General features: G+C 64.2%; 11 protein-coding genes. 8 read left to right on the forward strand and 3 right to left on the reverse strand.

The window, feature by feature from the left end; genetic code table 11:
• Positions 1-267 precede the first annotated feature (267 nt).
• The 4 genes from leuS to VT03_RS26815 all read left to right on the forward strand — a co-directional run bounded on the left by leuS (position 268) and on the right by VT03_RS26815 (position 6790).
• Complete coding sequence (leuS, locus tag VT03_RS26800) at positions 268-3198, forward strand: leucine--tRNA ligase (RefSeq protein ID WP_075095852.1); 2931 nt, start codon at positions 268-270, stop codon at positions 3196-3198.
• 84 nt (positions 3199-3282) lie between these two features.
• On the forward strand, positions 3283-4176 hold the full coding sequence (locus tag VT03_RS26805; protein ID WP_075095853.1) for a hypothetical protein: 894 nt from the start codon (positions 3283-3285) through the stop codon (positions 4174-4176).
• Between the two features lie 216 nt (positions 4177-4392).
• The gene (locus VT03_RS26810; protein ID WP_075095854.1) at positions 4393-5409 is read left to right on the forward strand and encodes a hypothetical protein; all 1017 of its coding nucleotides are present in this window, start codon (positions 4393-4395) and stop codon (positions 5407-5409) included.
• A gap of 148 nt (positions 5410-5557) precedes the next feature.
• Positions 5558-6790: a sialate O-acetylesterase gene (locus tag VT03_RS26815; protein ID WP_156514779.1), complete on the forward strand. Its 1233-nt coding sequence runs from the start codon at positions 5558-5560 to the stop codon at positions 6788-6790.
• A gap of 196 nt (positions 6791-6986) precedes the next feature.
• Here VT03_RS26815 and VT03_RS26820 read toward each other — a convergent pair whose 3' ends face one another.
• Complete coding sequence (locus tag VT03_RS26820) at positions 6987-7694, reverse strand: hypothetical protein (RefSeq protein ID WP_156514780.1); 708 nt, start codon at positions 7692-7694, stop codon at positions 6987-6989.
• A gap of 178 nt (positions 7695-7872) precedes the next feature.
• On the opposite strand from VT03_RS26820, the gene VT03_RS26825 reads away from it, so the two are divergent.
• Together VT03_RS26825 and VT03_RS26830 are read left to right on the forward strand one after the other, a co-directional pair.
• Positions 7873-8445, forward strand: coding sequence for a DUF1643 domain-containing protein (locus tag VT03_RS26825; protein WP_156514781.1), 573 nt, complete (start codon positions 7873-7875; stop codon positions 8443-8445).
• Between the two features lie 97 nt (positions 8446-8542).
• Positions 8543-9706 carry a putative zinc-binding metallopeptidase gene (locus VT03_RS26830; protein ID WP_075095857.1) on the forward strand — a complete coding sequence of 388 codons (1164 nt, stop codon included), beginning with the start codon at positions 8543-8545 and terminating at the stop codon, positions 9704-9706.
• 46 nt (positions 9707-9752) lie between these two features.
• On the opposite strand, the gene VT03_RS26835 is transcribed toward VT03_RS26830, so the two are convergent.
• Both VT03_RS26835 and VT03_RS26840 read right to left on the reverse strand, forming a co-directional pair.
• On the reverse strand, positions 9753-11990 hold the full coding sequence (locus tag VT03_RS26835; RefSeq protein ID WP_156514782.1) for an HTTM domain-containing protein: 2238 nt from the start codon (positions 11988-11990) through the stop codon (positions 9753-9755).
• Positions 11991-12199: 209 nt separating this feature from the next.
• A complete protein-coding gene (locus tag VT03_RS26840) occupies positions 12200-13252 on the reverse strand; it encodes a hypothetical protein (protein WP_156514783.1) in 1053 nt (350 codons plus the stop codon).
• 336 nt (positions 13253-13588) lie between these two features.
• Here VT03_RS26840 and VT03_RS26845 point away from each other — a divergent pair, with 336 nt between their 5' ends.
• Both VT03_RS26845 and VT03_RS26850 read left to right on the forward strand, forming a co-directional pair.
• Positions 13589-14521, forward strand: a complete 933-nt coding sequence (locus tag VT03_RS26845) for a hypothetical protein (protein ID WP_197489092.1) — start codon at positions 13589-13591, stop codon at positions 14519-14521.
• A 289-nt stretch (positions 14522-14810) separates the two neighbouring features.
• Positions 14811-15521, forward strand: a complete 711-nt coding sequence (locus VT03_RS26850) for a hypothetical protein (protein WP_156514784.1) — start codon at positions 14811-14813, stop codon at positions 15519-15521.
• Positions 15522-15739: the final 218 nt, after the last annotated feature.

A 15739-nucleotide genomic window follows, 5' to 3' on the forward strand; every position in this document is an offset into this window, starting at 1 on the left:
GGCAAAGGGGCGTTGCCACTCTGCACTCCCCACCAGGGTGCCCCTGGACCCGGTTCGGTTGGCATTCGGCGAGCACCAAGCGGCGCACGCACCCCACAACCCGCCCGCAATCCCGGCTGGGTAACGCTTTCCGGCACCTCCCCCTAAACTTCGCGTTTTCCGATGCGGACCGCAGGAGAACCGGCGACGGCCGGGACGTGTCCCCCTTCGTTTGCGCATCCGATCTCCGCGGCCCCAGGCCGCCTCCGTCTCAACCCGCCAAGCCCCATGCCCCGTTACGACGCCCACCGCCTGGAATCCAAGTGGCAAGCCTACTGGGAACAGAACCGGACCTTCGTTACGCCCAACACGCCCCCCGTGGCGGGCGGCCCGCGGGAGAAACTCTACGTCCTGGACATGTTCCCGTACCCGTCGGGGAACGGGCTGCATGTCGGGCACCCGGAAGGATATACGGCGACCGACATCGTCTGCCGCTACGGCCGGATGCGGGGGAAGCACGTCCTGCACCCCATGGGCTGGGACGCCTTCGGCCTGCCGGCGGAAGACTATGCCATCAAAACCGGCACCCACCCCGCCGTCACAACCGGCAAGAACATTGAAACCTTCCGCCGCCAGCTGAAGATGCTGGGCTTCAGCTACGACTGGAGCCGCGAGCTGTCGACCACCGACCCGGACTACTACCGCTGGACGCAGTGGATCTTCTTGCAGCTGTTCGACACCTGGTACGACCCCGCCTTCGAATGGACCGGTCCCGACGGCAAGCCGCGGGTCGGGAAGGGGAGGCCGATCGCCGATCTGCCGATCCCCGCGGGAATCACGGGCGATGACGCCCGCCGCTACCAGGACAAGCACCGCCTGGCCTACATCTCCGAAGCCCCGGTGAACTGGTGCCCGGCCCTGGGGACGGTGCTGGCGAACGAAGAAGTCGTCGACGGCAAGAGCGAACGGGGCGGCCATCCTGTCCAGCGCGTCCCGCTGAAGCAGTGGATGCTGCGGATCACCGCCTACGCCGACCGCCTGGCGAACGAACTGGAAGAACTGAACTGGCCGGAGTCGATCAAGCTGCTGCAGCGGAACTGGATCGGCCGTTCGACCGGCGCCGAAGTCGATTTCCTGGTCGCCGGTTCCGGCGACTTCGCCGGGTGGAAAGCCGCCCGGACCGCTAGCGGCTTCCCGAAGGAGCCGGAATCGAACGTCATCCGCGTCTACACCACGCGGCCCGACACGCTGTTCGGTGCCACCTACATGGTCCTGGCGCCCGAGCACCCGCTGGTCGACCGGATCACGACCGCCGACCAGACGGCCGCCGTCCGGGTCTACAAGGAGCAGGCGGCCCGCAAGAGCGACCTGGACCGGACTGACCTGGCCAAGGAGAAGACCGGCTGCTTCACCGGCGCCCACGCGATCAACCCGATCAACGGGGAGCAAATCCCCATCTGGATCGCGGATTACGTCCTGAGCAGCTACGGCACCGGTGCCATCATGGCGGTCCCGGCGCACGACGAGCGGGACTACGAGTTCGCCATCGCCTTCCAGATCCCGATCATCGAGGTCGTCGCCCCGCCGAAGGCTCAACCCGACGAGCCGCGGACGCTGCCGTTCACGGAGCTGGGGGTCGCGGTCAACTCGCAATCCTACAACGGCCTGCCGACCGCCGAGTTCAAGGCCCGCATCACCGCCGACCTGGCGGGCGCCGGCCTGGGCCGCGAGGCGGTCAACTACCGCCTGCGGGACTGGCTGTTCTCCCGCCAGCGGTACTGGGGCGAGCCGTTCCCGATCTGGCACGAACTGGACGCCAATGGCCAGCCGACGGGCCTGCTCCGCGCCGACACGCCGGAGTCGCTGCCGGTCCTGCATCCGCACATGGAGGACTTCAAGCCGACCGGCACCCCTGAGCCGATGCTGTCCAAGGCCCCCGACTCGTGGCTGTACCAGACCGCCGCGGACGGAACGCGCCTGAAGCGGGAGACCAACAGCATGCCGCAATGGGCCGGCTCCTGCTGGTACTACCTGCGGTTCTGCGACAACAAGAACGGCGCGGCCTTCATCGACCCGGAGCTGGAAAAATACTGGCTGCCGGTCGACCTGTACGTCGGCGGCGCCGAGCACGCGGTGCTGCACCTGCTGTACTCGCGGTTCTGGCACAAGGTCCTGTTCGACCGCGGCCACGTCACGTCGCCGGAACCATTCGGCCGGCTGGTTAACCAGGGGATGATCCTGGGCGAGGCCGAGCTGACGGGCTACGCGCGCGTTGCCGGCGGGCCGGAGACCAGGGACGGAGAGGACGGGGCGGCGCTGACGGCGGCGGACGTTCCGGCCGCCGCGTGGGTCTCGGTCCGCGATGTCACCGAGGGGGAGAACGACACCAAGGTCCTGAGGAGCACCAAGGAGCCGGTCGTCGCGGTGAAACTGTCTTCGGACGATGTCGAGAAGCAGGCGGGGAACCTGGTGCTGAAGTCGCACCCGGAGATCGTCGTCGAGAGCCGCGCGTTCAAGATGTCGAAGTCCCGCGGGAACGTCATCAACCCGGACAGCGTCGTCTCGGAGTACGGTGCGGACTCGCTGCGGCTGTACGAAATGTTCATGGGCCCGCTGGAGCAGGTGAAGCCCTGGAGCATGAGTGGCGTGGAAGGGGTCTACCGCTTCCTGGCCCGCGTCTGGCGGATGTTCGTCGACGAACGGGCCGAAACCATGACCGTTCACCCGGCGATCGTGGACATCGCCCCGACCGCCGAGCAGGAGCGGATCCTGCACCGCACCATCAAGACGGTCACCGAGGACATCGAGAAGCTGTCGTTCAACACGGCAATCAGCCGGATGATGGAGTTCACGAACGAGTTCGGCACCGCCGACGTCCGGCCGCGCGCGATCCTGGAACCGTTCCTGCCGCTGCTGTCCCCCTTCGCTCCGCACATCGCCGAAGAGCTGTGGGAGCTGCTGGGCCACCAGACGTCGCTTGCGTACCAGCCGTGGCCGACATTCGACGAATCCAAGATTGCCGAAGCCGAAATCGAAATCCCGGTCCAGGTGAACGGCAAGCTGCGGGCCAAGATCAAGGTCCCGGCGGGAGCCGATCAGGCCACGATGCAGCGGATCGCCGAAGCGGACGAGGCGGTCCAGACCCAGCTCGCCGGAAAGCAGATCGTCAAGACGGTCGTCGTGCCGGGGCGGATGGTCAACTTCGTCATCAAAGGCTAACCACCAGGACATCCGCCGTCTGGACCCAGCGTCGAGCGATGGGATTGAGCAGTGGGAGCCGACTCGGCAGATACGGTATGCGAGATGCCGAAACAGAGCGATTCCCTGGCCGCGCTGCTCGCCCGCTTCCACGAACGGCAGTCCGAGAACTGGCGAAGACAGTTCAGGGCCGTGGTCCGCGAGCGGAACCGCGGTGTTGAGAAACTGGTCTCGCACGGCGTCGTGACCGTCGGCCAGCTTCTTGAACGACTCTCCGGGTTGTCCCAACGCCTTTCGATCGTGGGAATCGAGCTGATCTCCCTCCTGCGGATCGGGCAGGCGGCTCCGCTCCTTGTGGACCTGATGGAATCGAGGCCGCTGCGGATGGCGTGTGCCTCGGCGATCGCGATGTGTTCCCAAAACGAGCGGATCACCGAGCGGCTACTGCGGATCGGGTGCCGCGAGCTCGATTCGTCACATCCCGATCCGCACTGGCTTTGGACCATCATCGAAGCGGTCCGCAGGTCCGACGACCGGCGCGCCGCCGAGTTGCTGGTCCGGATCTACGAGCATCCGGCGTTGCCGGGATCGATCCGCGGCGACGCGGCCGACCGGCTCGGCTGCGAAGGATTCATCGGAGACCGCCGCACGAGCCTCCGTCGTCGCTGTCGGGTAGCTGCGATTCTGGGGCTGACAGACGACTCGATCGACGTCCAGTTCTGGAGCATGTATCTGATCGGGCAACTCGGCAGTCATGATCGGCGCGGTCCTTCTCGACGCGCGCACGACCTTCTGGATGCCATTCCGATCCTGAAGGGGATCGCGGCCGTAGACCAGCGGATTGCCCCCGGCTATTGGTGGCCCATGTCTGCCGAAGCGGAAGATGCTCTGCACTGCCTCGAACACGGCAGCTGGCCGGAAGTCGACGCCGCTGAGAGATGGGCAGGGAAGGGTGAACGCGGTCCAATGAACCATGAGCGCGAGTTTGGTCCGCTGTAGTTCACCAATTGGAAGAGAGGTGGGCGGCCAGTGTCAGGGGCCGGTGGAACGCCCTGGAGTCAGGCAGTACCAATACTGCGTTGGATCTCATCTGTGGTGTATTGACATACACCCTACTCGACTGAGGCCAGACCCAGCCTGCGGAACTCAACGACGAGGTGAGCAGTGCCCAGGAAGGTCCAACCTGTGATCGTTCCGCCGTCAGAGGGAGTGAACATGCGGAGAGCCATCCAAGGTATCTCGGTGGCGTGTGCAAGCGGTTGCCTGATCCTGTCCGCGTGGGCGCTGTCGGGGATTTCGGGGACAGATATCGCAATGTCTCAGACGGGTACGGGTCGCGCAGAGATTCAAAGGGCTGGCGACAACGGGAAAAGGTTGGCATTCAAGGGCGAGACGCCGGGCGTAACAACCTTCGAGCAGTTCGCGAAAGCGCACGGCGGCCGCCAAAGACGCCCCGCACTCATAGACGGCGAAGCGGTCCCTGGTGTGTCGCTCTACGTCCTTGAGAAAGGGGAGCTATCGATCGGCGCGATACCGGTCGCCGAGGGGAAATACACCTTTGTCGACAATGTCCTGGCCAGGATCGTTCTGTCAGTGCGCGGTTCGAAACGGCGCTTGGTTGAGGCACTCGCGGACGAGTACGGCGAGCCTCAGTACCAGTGGTCGGCGTATTGGTGGCACAACGGCGAAGTGGTGTTGTGCGTGACTGGCACCGACGACGATGTCATCATCGACTTCTCGTGTACTGCACTTGCACACGAAATCGATGTTCGCATCTGGAAGACCTATGCGGCAACGACATACGAACTGAATGGCGAAATCCTCGGTGTGACAACGCTTGATGAGTTCCGCAAGAAGTATGAGTTCAGGGGTGAGGACGGAGCTGTGTACCCATCCGAGTGGAATAAGGACGATCCGCCGGCGAAAGGGGTCACGGAATGGAAGCTGTTTGATAGATCGAACGGTCGGCAGGACTACACGCTCTTCGGAGTCAAACCATCTGATGTGACATTCCGGTTCGTTGACGGTCTTCTTGAGTTCGTTCATGTCGACTTCCCCCATTCAGAGTCAGCTCGAGTGGCAGCAGGTCTGAAACGAAAATTTGGCGCGCCCAAGGACAATGGATGGCATGTGGGATGGGAAAGCCCGACGGCGCGCGCTGACCTCTTTCGGGATTTGGGCGCGTTCCACATGACGCATTTGAAGTTGCACTGGGATTACTTATCCCGGTAGTCAGATTGGGAAGGAGCGTGGCTGTCGAGCGGCGCGAGAGGCGAGGGTTGCCCACGCCCCGCGAAGGCTCAGAGCGTGCCGCTCTTCGCGACGCAGAATACGATGCTGGTTCCGATCGTCACCCGCGACCTTCTTGTGGACTGCTGTGATGAAAGTTCTCGTTTCACTTGTCCTGCTGTCGATCGGGGGGCCGGCGCTGTCGGCTGCGGAGCGGCCTTTGAAGGTCTTTATTCTCGCCGGGCAGTCCAACATGGAGGGGCACGCTCGAATCGAGACCTTGGATTACATCGGCGATGACCCGGCGACGGCGCCGCTCCTGAAGCGGATGCGTGGCGCGGACGGCAAACCGACGGTCTGTGATCATGTCTGGATTTCGTATTTCACCGGAAACGGCGCGGAGAACGGCGAGGGCTTCGGCAAGCTCACCGCGGGGTATGGCTCCCGCCAGAAGCCGGAGGAAGACGGCGGCAAGATCGGGCCGGAGTTCACGTTCGGACTGACTCTCGACGAACGGCTCAGCGAGCCGGTCCTGATCATCAAGACCGCGTGGGGCGGGAAGTCACTGCATACCGATTTTCGCCCGCCGAGCGCCGGTCCCTATGTCCTGAGCGACTGGCAGAAAGAGAACTATCCCAGGCAGACGGGGCACGGCATTCCGAAGGACTTCGAGAAGTGGAAGGCCGACAAGATCCGGGAGACCGGTGCCTACTACCGTCTGATGATCCAGCATGTGAAACGCGTGCTGGCCGACCCGCGGCGCGTCTGCCCGGCCTACGATCCGGCGGCTGGCTATGAGCTGGCAGGCTTCGTCTGGCTGCAGGGATTCAACGACATGGTCGACGGACACGCGTATCCCAACCACGGCAAACCCGGCCGCTTCGATCTCTACAGCGAGTCTCTGGCGCATCTCATTCGCGATGTGCGCCGCGATCTCTCCGCTCCCCGGATGCCGTTCGTGATCGGCGTGATGGGCGTCGGTGGTGCGAAAGCCGGCGAAGATGTGCTGGAGTTCCGCAAGGCGATGACCGCTCCGAGCCTGTTGCCCGAGTTTCAGGGGAACGTGACCGCCGTGCCGACATCGCCGTTCTGGTCCGAGGAACTCGGGGCCATCGACGACAAGTACGCCGAGGTCCGGCAGATGGCCTACTACCTCGACACAAAGCACAAGGATTACGCCAATGCCAGGGGGCAGATGACCTCCAAGCAGAAACGCGAATACTTGAGCAAGTTCGAAGCCGACCTCATCTCACCTGCGGAAGTCGCGCTCTGGAATCGCGGTGCCTCAAATGGCGGCTATCACTACCTCGGCTGCGCGAAGACGTTCGCACTGATGGGCCAGGCGTTTGCCGAAGCCAGCCTGACAATGCGGAATCCGCCCTAGAAGACCGCTGCGGCAGGGGGGGACATAGCCGCTGCTTTGAGTGGCCATCAGCGTCCGCTTCGGACGCGGCGGACGATATCCTGTCCTGTCTCCGATAGGGAAGCTTGGATCGACCTACGAATCCAGCGAAGCTGAACCGCTCGGCGGGATGACATGGCACCCGTTGCACGGGCGAGTCACAGACCTGCATTCGATCTCAGTCATCTCGACCATCGTCAATGGAAACGCCTGGAAACAGCCGCTTAAACTCCCGCACTTCCGGCTCGCCGAAGACCTCTCGCGCTTCCAGGACGACGAGTTCACGCAATGAGATCAACTGTCTGATCACGGAGTTGTCTTCTTTCGGCCGGAATCCGGTGCGGTACAGCCACAATGACTCAAGGCAGCGACAACGCTTGAGATCGTGCAAGACGTCGAATGGGACCTTGTACAAATTCAAGGAAACCAACCGCGGTCCGACCTGGTTCAGCACGTAGTTCACATCCGAAGGTTTCGCCAAGTTGCAGTTCGCGATACGAATGTCTCGCAAACTCCGTAGCTGCCCAATCTCGTCAAATGCGCCGGCGTCTATACCGCAGTCGTGAAAGCGGAGCACCTCGATGCTGGTCACCCCGCACAAATGGCGGCCAGTTTGTTCCGATACATTTATTCCTCTTACTAGAACATGACTGCACTCTTTAGCAACGAGCACCTCCCAAGTCCCTTCGTCTGGAACAACGTCCATGATGACCTCAAATCCTCGAAGCGATTGAGCATCCTTCAGAGAATCACTGGTGTTCTTGTATGCGCCTAATCTGACCTGCCCGACGATCCGCGCGCGAACCCATTTGTCGCAAAAGTGGCGACGCTGAGTGACGTAGGTAACAATCGCGGCGACAGCGAAAATGCAGGTCAGGAAGGTCAACGTCCTTGCTGGGGGCTTTCGCATTTGACGGCTTCTCACTGTGAACACGACAACAGCGGCGGTGGTCAATATCTGGTACCGTCTCCGACATGGAAAGTCCGGAAATTGACACCGGCCGGAGAGGGCAGGGGATGCCGTCTCTCACGAACCACCAAGAGGAGCCCAAGGGCAGGAACTGATGTCGAATCTGTTTGTGACGTCCGGCCGAGCGAAAGCCTCCGCGGGAACGCGGAACGGGATGGTCTACCGGTACTCCCCGGACCTCTCCCGGCGGGCGATCTTCTCCCCATGCTCCGGGTACCGCTACGCCCTCCTGATCCTCGACAGCCCCGATGACGTCCCCGCGGCGGAGTGCTGCGCCTTCATCGGCCTCAATCCGTCCACCGCCGACGAGTTCAAGGACGATCCGACCGTCCGACGATGCCGCGACTTTGCCCGCCGGTGGGGCTACCGCGGGCTCATGATGCTGAACGCCTATGGCTTCCGGTCGACCGATCCCAAGGGACTCCGGACGCAGGAGGACCCCGTCGGCCGGGACACCGACCGCATTCTTCGCCGCTACGCGCAGCAGACCGGGCGGGTAGTCGCGGCCTGGGGAACGCACGCCGACGTCGAACGGGTCGCCGCGATGAGGAAAGTCCTCGAGGGTGTGCCGACGCTCTGCCTCGGGGTCACGAAGGACGGCTATCCCAAGCACCCGCTCTACATTGCCGGCAAGACGGAGCCGATTCCGTGGGGCCTCTCGACCTGAGCCCGTATCCCGGAATTCGCGATTACCACGGCACAAGGAGCTGGATTAGGATTGCCCCGCGGAACTCGCAGGCAGGGCAGTCATCTCGCAGGCAATCATGCTGAACATCTTTGAGTCGATCACCAGGCGGCTGGTGGACGCCTGGAAGTCGGAAGAGCCGACCGGAAGGAAGAGCGCCTTCCGCTGTCGCTGCGGGCGTCCCGTCTTCTTTCGCAACAGTCTCTGCCTGGGGTGCCAGGCCCCCCTGGGATATGAGCCGGAGCTCCAGCAGGTCCGAGCCCTGACGGAAGAGACAGAAACGGGCGTCTGGACGGTCGACGGCCAGGAAGACGGCGTGAAGTGGAAACGCTGCGAGAACCTCGATTCTCCCGCCGGCTGCAACTGGCTGACACGCGCCGATGACGAGGAACCGCTCTGCCGGGCCTGCCGGCTCAACCGCACCATTCCCGATCTCGGCGATCCGGACAACGCCCAGTGGTGGCGGAAGATCGAGAACGCCAAGCGCCGCCTCGTCGCCCAGCTCCTGAGCCTGGGGCTGCCCGTCGCGTCGAAAGTGAGCGAGGATCTCGAACGCGGCTTCATGTTCGACTTTCTCCGTTCGCCCAAGGAGGGCCCCCGCGTCCTCACGGGGCATGCGGACGGGCTCATCACGCTCAATGTCGAGGAAGCGGACGACTCGATCCGGGAGAGAACCCGGAGCCTGATGCGCGAGCCGTACCGGACGCTCCTGGGGCACTTCCGCCATGAGGTCGGCCACTACTATTGGGACCGGCTGGTCGCGGGGACGCCGTGGCTCGACAAGTTCCGCGAACTCTTCGGCGATGAACGGCAGGACTACGCCGCCTCACTGAAGCGGAACTACGACCACGGCCCGCCGGCGAACTGGGCGGACCACCACATCAGTTCGTACGCGTCGGTTCATCCGTGGGAAGACTGGGCGGAGAGCTGGGCGCACTACCTGCACGTCGTCGACAGTCTCGACACCGCCCTGCGTTTCGGCCTTCGCGGCGAGGACGTGGAGCAGGCGGTCGAGCCCTTCTCGGTCGACGACCTCTACGACCCGTCCGCCCCGGACGCGCAGCGGGTGATCCTGCTGGTCAACTCCTGGGTGCAGATGACGACGGTTCTCAACGAAATGGCCCGCAGCATGGGCCAGCACGACTTCTACCCCTTCGTCATGTCGCGGCCGGTCCTCCGCAAGATGCACTTCGTCCAGATGATCGTGAAGGAAGCGCGGGGCGGCACGTCGCTGATCGGCTGAGTCCCCGCTTTCCCCGCGGGCCCGGCTTCGGAACTCGATCGCAGCGTCAGCGGCGAGCGGAGCGCCCCTGTTCGACCTGCTCGGCGATGTTCACCTTGCGGTGCTCCGCGGGCAGGATCCAGGCGTTGTGCTTCCAGAAGGAGTACTCCACCGCGGCCATGTCCTGCTCCGGATCCACCAGCGGGCGCGGGTAGCGGTAGTTCATCATGACGCTCGTGTAGGCATGGACCGCGGGACGTCGTCCGCAGTCCCGCTCCCAGCGACGGGCGACTTCTTTCGCGTACTGCTGGATCAGGTAAGGCTGGGCCGCCAGGGCCTCCGTCTGCCGGCCCGACAGGTCGTGGAAGGAGTTCCACAGGATCGTGAGCTCACCCTCCTCATGGACCGGGAACCACGGCGGGAGCACCTTCCAGGCGGCCGGTTGGAGCCGGGTGAAATCACACCAGACGACGTACGATTCCGGTTTCCCCAGCCGTGTGGAGAGACGCTGCAGGTCCTCAGGCGTGGTGGCCTGTTCCACGACGTAGAACGGCGTCTGGGAGGGGGCGGCACCCGCCAGTTCAAAGGGCTGGACCAGTCTTAACTCCCGAGACAGCACACCCTCCTGCTCCCGATTGTCCAGGGTCAGCAGCAGTCCGTGCAGCCGCGCCAGTCCCTCTTCCCGCCGGTCTCCGGCGGGAGCGAGTTCCTCATAGAGCCGAAGGCCCTCGGCACTCAGCCGGGCGAGATCCGCGTTCCCGCGGTTGGGGGACGCCTCCGCCTGCCGTTTCAGAATCGCGGCGACATTGCTGAGAGCGTCACGGAGCGAGATCCCTTTCCGGAGCTCGATCGTCTCCCGGGTCTTGGCCGACCAGTACTCGGAGAAGTGCGAGAACTCCTCCGCGCTGTTGGTGCGGGGGACGTAGATCATGCGGTAGCCGACCAGCCCCTCGAAGACGGTGGTGAGGCCCGGATGGTCGGACCACTGGAAGCGGGGACCATCGATCGGAATGTAGATGGCCCGCGTCGAGATGTCGGGAGACCGGGACCAGTCCGGAACGCGGTGGCCCTGGCCGTTCGGCTGGAACAGGCCGGCGTCTTCCACATGGAGCGTGATGTGCCCGGACGTTTTCTGTCGGAGCATCATCCGCCAGGCGAAGAGCTGCCCTTCTTCCGTCCAGCTGGCGTCGCCGGGGATGAAGAAGTGCCGGAGCGGAGCCGCGACCTGAAACACCAGCCAGGCCGCGACCAGGCCGGTCAGGAGGCGGGGCGGCTTCGAGGACGTCTCCCTGTTCGCCGGATCCTCCGGGAGCCGCCAGCCCAGGAGCGCTCCCAGACCCGGAACCGCGATGGCTCCCCAGCGGCACCAGTTCGGATCGGGCGCGATCCATCGCGGCCTCCGGAGCCAGCGGCCCAATTGCACCGGCCAGCTGGGATCCAGAAAGATCAGCGAGCCGGTGAAGCCCAGAAACGGAAACACGCCGATAGGAAGCGTCAACTGGTTGATGCCGTGGAACACCCCCAGCATCGCCACCGCCAGGAGCCGCGTCCGGGGGAGCAGGAGCAGGAAGCCGATCAGCATGTCGAACACGAGGCCCGTCCAGGCGAGCGCCAGACTGACGTGGATCGCCTCGATCGACGCGGGAAGCGGAATCCATCGTTCCGCAGTCTCCAGCAGGACCTTTCCCGTGGCGATCATCGGCTCGCCGGTCAGCCAGTCGGCGTTGAACTTGGCGATCGAGGCGTACAGGTACACGATCAGAAACTGGGCCCGCAGCAGAAACACGCTCCAGGAGGGGACCCGGCCGTCGGTCGGCCGGCGCGGCCAGCGGAGCGCCCAGCATCGGTCTGCCGGCATCCAGATCAGCAGGAAGGCCAGGAGCGAAATCAGGTAGAAGTGGTTGTTGAAATAGGTCTGATCGAGCAGGAAGTACCAGGTGTATCCGAGGAAGACGACCACGGCGGCCGCGCGGTAGAACAGCCCCAGGGCCAGCAGCAGCCCCGCCGCGCCGGTGATCAGGAAGTGCCCGTCCAGCCAGGGCCCCGGCAGCGGCTTCACCCAGGCGAAGCCGGGGTAGGTGAAGTGCCAGCCGGCGCGGCCGTACACCGCCTCGGCGAGATTCGTGTCCCCCACGGGCTGGAGGTACGCGAACATAGACCAGGCCACCGCGGTCCCGAAGACGATGCGGAACACGGCCAGCGAGGCTCCGTTCACGGTCCCGGACAGGCTCTCTGGGAATCGCCCAGCGAGTCGGGCCGAGAAGCCAGGCGTCGACGCCTCGCGGTCGCCTGTGGATCTGGCCAACGGAATCCTCCGAGATCGGTCGGGCAGGGCTCCGGGCTGTCGCTTTCCGGACTGTCGCTCTCCGGTTTTTGACTCCGGTGTCTCGTCTTGAGGGACCTGCCTGGCCGCGCAGAAAAACAGCCTCGCGGGCTTCTACCCGCGAGGCTGGATCCCAACAAGATCAATCCGAATCGGGATCATCCGGCCCGCAGGAGCGACGGGTGCCCGGCTCACCACGAGTAGCCGGCGGAGAAGACCATCCCCAGGAACCCCAGGTCGTCATCGAGAATGCTGCCGACGAACTCGCTGTCACCGACGTCGTCGCCCGGCCCCACGTTGTGATTCGTTGCGTTGCCGGTGTTGGCCCAGTACTGGGCTTCGAGCGCGGCGCGGAGGAAGAACCCGCCCGACCGGCGATACTCGAGGCCGAGCTGCAGGTCCGCGTTCGAGATCAGCGACTGTTCGTTGTAGGTGTAGGTGTTATCCGGGCCGACGCTGTTGATGTCCTTGCCGCCGTAGAGCAGCGAGCCACGGACGGTGGCCAGTCCGCGGAGTCCGTCGAACCAGAAATCGTGGGACTTCCACTCATAGGCCAGCGTGGGGCCGATCGCCGCCACATCCAGATCCGTGAAGAGCTGCCCTTCGTCGGAGTCCAGGCCGTACTTCTGGCCCATCCACGCGGTGCGGATCCCGGCCGCGAAGGTGCCGCTGCTGCCGACGGCCCTGGTCGCTTCCAGGTCCAGGACATCCATGTTCAGGTCGTAAACGACGGTGGTGATCGTGTCGACGTCCTGAATCGTGGCCCCGGCCGCGATGGCGATCGCATCGTCCGCGATCAGGCCGTTCGCGTCATTCGCGGGCCCCGTGGCGGCATTGGCTCCAAAGTGCCAGTAGCGGGCGCGGAAGCCCAGATTGGAGGTCGGCGCCATGTAGCCGACTTCGATGCGGGGGGAGTACTCCATGTCGAGGTTGAAGCCGTAATTGACGACGTTCCCATCGGCGATCTGAGCGGGAAAGGCGCTGTTCTCGCTCAGGTACGGCTTGACGATGACATTGTCGTACTGCACGTAAACGCCGCCCTGGGGATCCAGGGATGCGACGGCGGGGGCGCTGTACCGCTGATTCGCTTCCAGTTGCTCGATCCGGGCCCGCAGGGAGGCGTAGTCCTCCGGCTCGTACATCTCCACCCGCTCGTCCGGCGAAGCGAGGTCCTGGGCGGAGGCCACTCCGGCTGCCAGCTGCACAGCCGTCACCACAGCTGCCATGGCCACAAAGTAGCGCATCTGCTTCATCCTGAAGAGAATCGCCCGGCACGTCGTCGGGACATGGGCCACACGCGGAAACTCTCAGCACGTTTTTCCGCTCGAATGCAATTCGACGAAACTTGATGCGAATCTTTAGCTAACGTCAAAAAATGACCGTTCCGATGCTCCAGCAACTCAGTGCCGGGGGGGGCTGGGTGGTTTGAGCGATCTGGGGCGGCCCCGGCGGCCCTCAGCTGGACCTTGCCGGCGTCTGACCGGCTGTTTCCCGAGGGGCCATTGCGAATGCCCTCCGGGAACGCGACTTCCTACTATGGAGCACGTGTTCATCGCTCGGAACCGTTCTCAGAGGTCGTGATGGCGCTCGCTCGTTGGGTCGTGATAGTGGTCGGCATCTGCGTGGCGGTGGGGGGCGGTCCGGCCGGCCGCGGGGTCCTCGCGGAAGAGATCCGGCACTCGCTGTTCATCGCCGGGCCCAACTTCACCGGGATCCTGGACGAAGAGGGCCAGGAGACCTGGAACGCGGGACGGACCGGGGCCCGCGACGGGTTCGTGCTGCCCAGCGGCAATGTCCTCATCGCCTGGACGAATGAGGTGATCGAGTACGCGGCCGCGGACAAATCGGTCGCCTTCCGGTATCCGCTCTCGCCCGAGAACAGCGAGATCGGGACGGTCGAGCGGCTGGACAACGGAAACACGCTGGTGACGGAACTGGGCAAGAAACCCCGTCTGCGGGAGATCGATCCCGCAGGCAAAGTCGCGGTCGAGTTTCCGCTCCTCCCCGAAAGCGACAACGCCCACATGCAGACCCGGATGGCGCGGAAGCTCGCGGGCGGGACCTACCTGGTGCCGCACCTGCTGGCGTTCAAGGTCAAGGAGTACTCGGCCGAGGGGAAGGTGCTGCGGGAGTTTGCGACCGACAAGGAGGAACTGGGGGGCCGGACCGCGGAGAACTGGCCGTTCACGGCGATTCGCCTCGAAGGAGGCCGGACGCTGGTGAACCTGACGCACGGGAACAAGACGGTGGAACTGGATGCCGACGGGAAGGTCGTGTGGAAGATCAGCAACGAGGACTTCGCGGAGAAGCCGTTCGTCGATCCCTGCGGGGGGCAGCGTCTGCCGAACGGGAACACGGTGATCGCGAGCTACGGGGCGCAGAAGGGGATCAAGGTGTTCGAGGTGACGCCGGAGAAGAAGCTCGTCTGGAGCTACAGCGGCCCGTTCCGTGCGCATGAGCTCCAGGTGCTGACGACGAACGGAAAGCGGGTACCCGGCAAGCCGCTGAAGTAGGCTCGTCGGTCGGCTCCGCAGGGTCGCAGCAGGGCACGAGAGGAACTCACCAGCGGCGGGAGGACCCGGAGTGTCAACGTCGCAAGATCGACCTCAGATCCTTTCGCTCGGCGTCCGGCCGATCGCGGCATGCGCCGTCCTCCTCGTGTTCTGTCTGGCTGCCGGAAGAACTGTTCACTCCTATCTGGTGAGGCGAGACATCGTCTCTGCCGGCGGAACAATCCGGGAAGACCGCGGAGCCTCGGGTTTTGGCCTCTCTGCCGAGGAGGTCCAATTTGCCGACCGTCCGGTGTCGAGCCGCCAGATCCAGGCCCTGACGGCTCTGCGGCAGATCCGCGTGCTGCATCTCACCGCCTGCGAGATACGGGTGGGGACTGACCCGGACCGGCTTCCGACCGTCGAATCGATCGTCTTGGACCAATGCCGCCTGGATCGCGACTTCATCGAACTCCTGGCGTCATGGAGGTCGCTGCGCACCGTGGCCATGAGGCGAATGACACTTTCGGACGAGCACTGCTTGGATCTGGCCAGGCTGGAACAGATCGAGACCCTCATTGTTTCCGAGTCGGAACTGGGGGCGAAGGGGATGATCGAGTTGCGGCGTCTGCCACGTCTGAAGACGTTCGTGGCCCGCGAATCGAACATCGCGTCGGATTCCTTTGCCGGAGTTTCGACGTCCCCGGGCCTGGAAGTCATCGAAGTCGCATGCAGCGATCTGACCGATGCGGTGATGGAGCACATCCGCCTTTCGGGCACGGTGCGGGTCCTGGACATCTCCGGCAACCCGATCTCGGCCGGGGGGGCGAGCCTTCTCTCCCGGTGCGACTCGCTCCGGTATCTCGACGTGTCCGGCACTGCGATCGGTTGCTCGCAACTCCGCGACGTGACGTTTCCTCGCGGGATGGAAACCCTTGTCTGTCAGTGTGCGGATGTCGATGGCTTGAGCGGCCGGTTTCCCACCCTTCGAATCCGGGAAGGGTGGCGGACGTGTGAGGATTAGGGCGCTTTCAGATCGGATGTGCAGTCGTCCATTCTCAGCGATCCACCGAGAACGGACTGTTCTGACTGAAAACTGACGACTGAAAACCAACCTTGAAAGTGCTCTAAGATGACAACGAAGTGGGGGCACAGCACTCGCCCCGCGGGAATATGGCCCCTGAGGGGGCGATTTGACGCGCGTGGCTTGCAGACTCTCTCACGGCCCTCCGGCGCGGGGCG

Source organism: Planctomyces sp. SH-PL14 (assembly GCF_001610835.1).
Classification (GTDB): domain Bacteria; phylum Planctomycetota; class Planctomycetia; order Planctomycetales; family Planctomycetaceae; genus Planctomyces_A.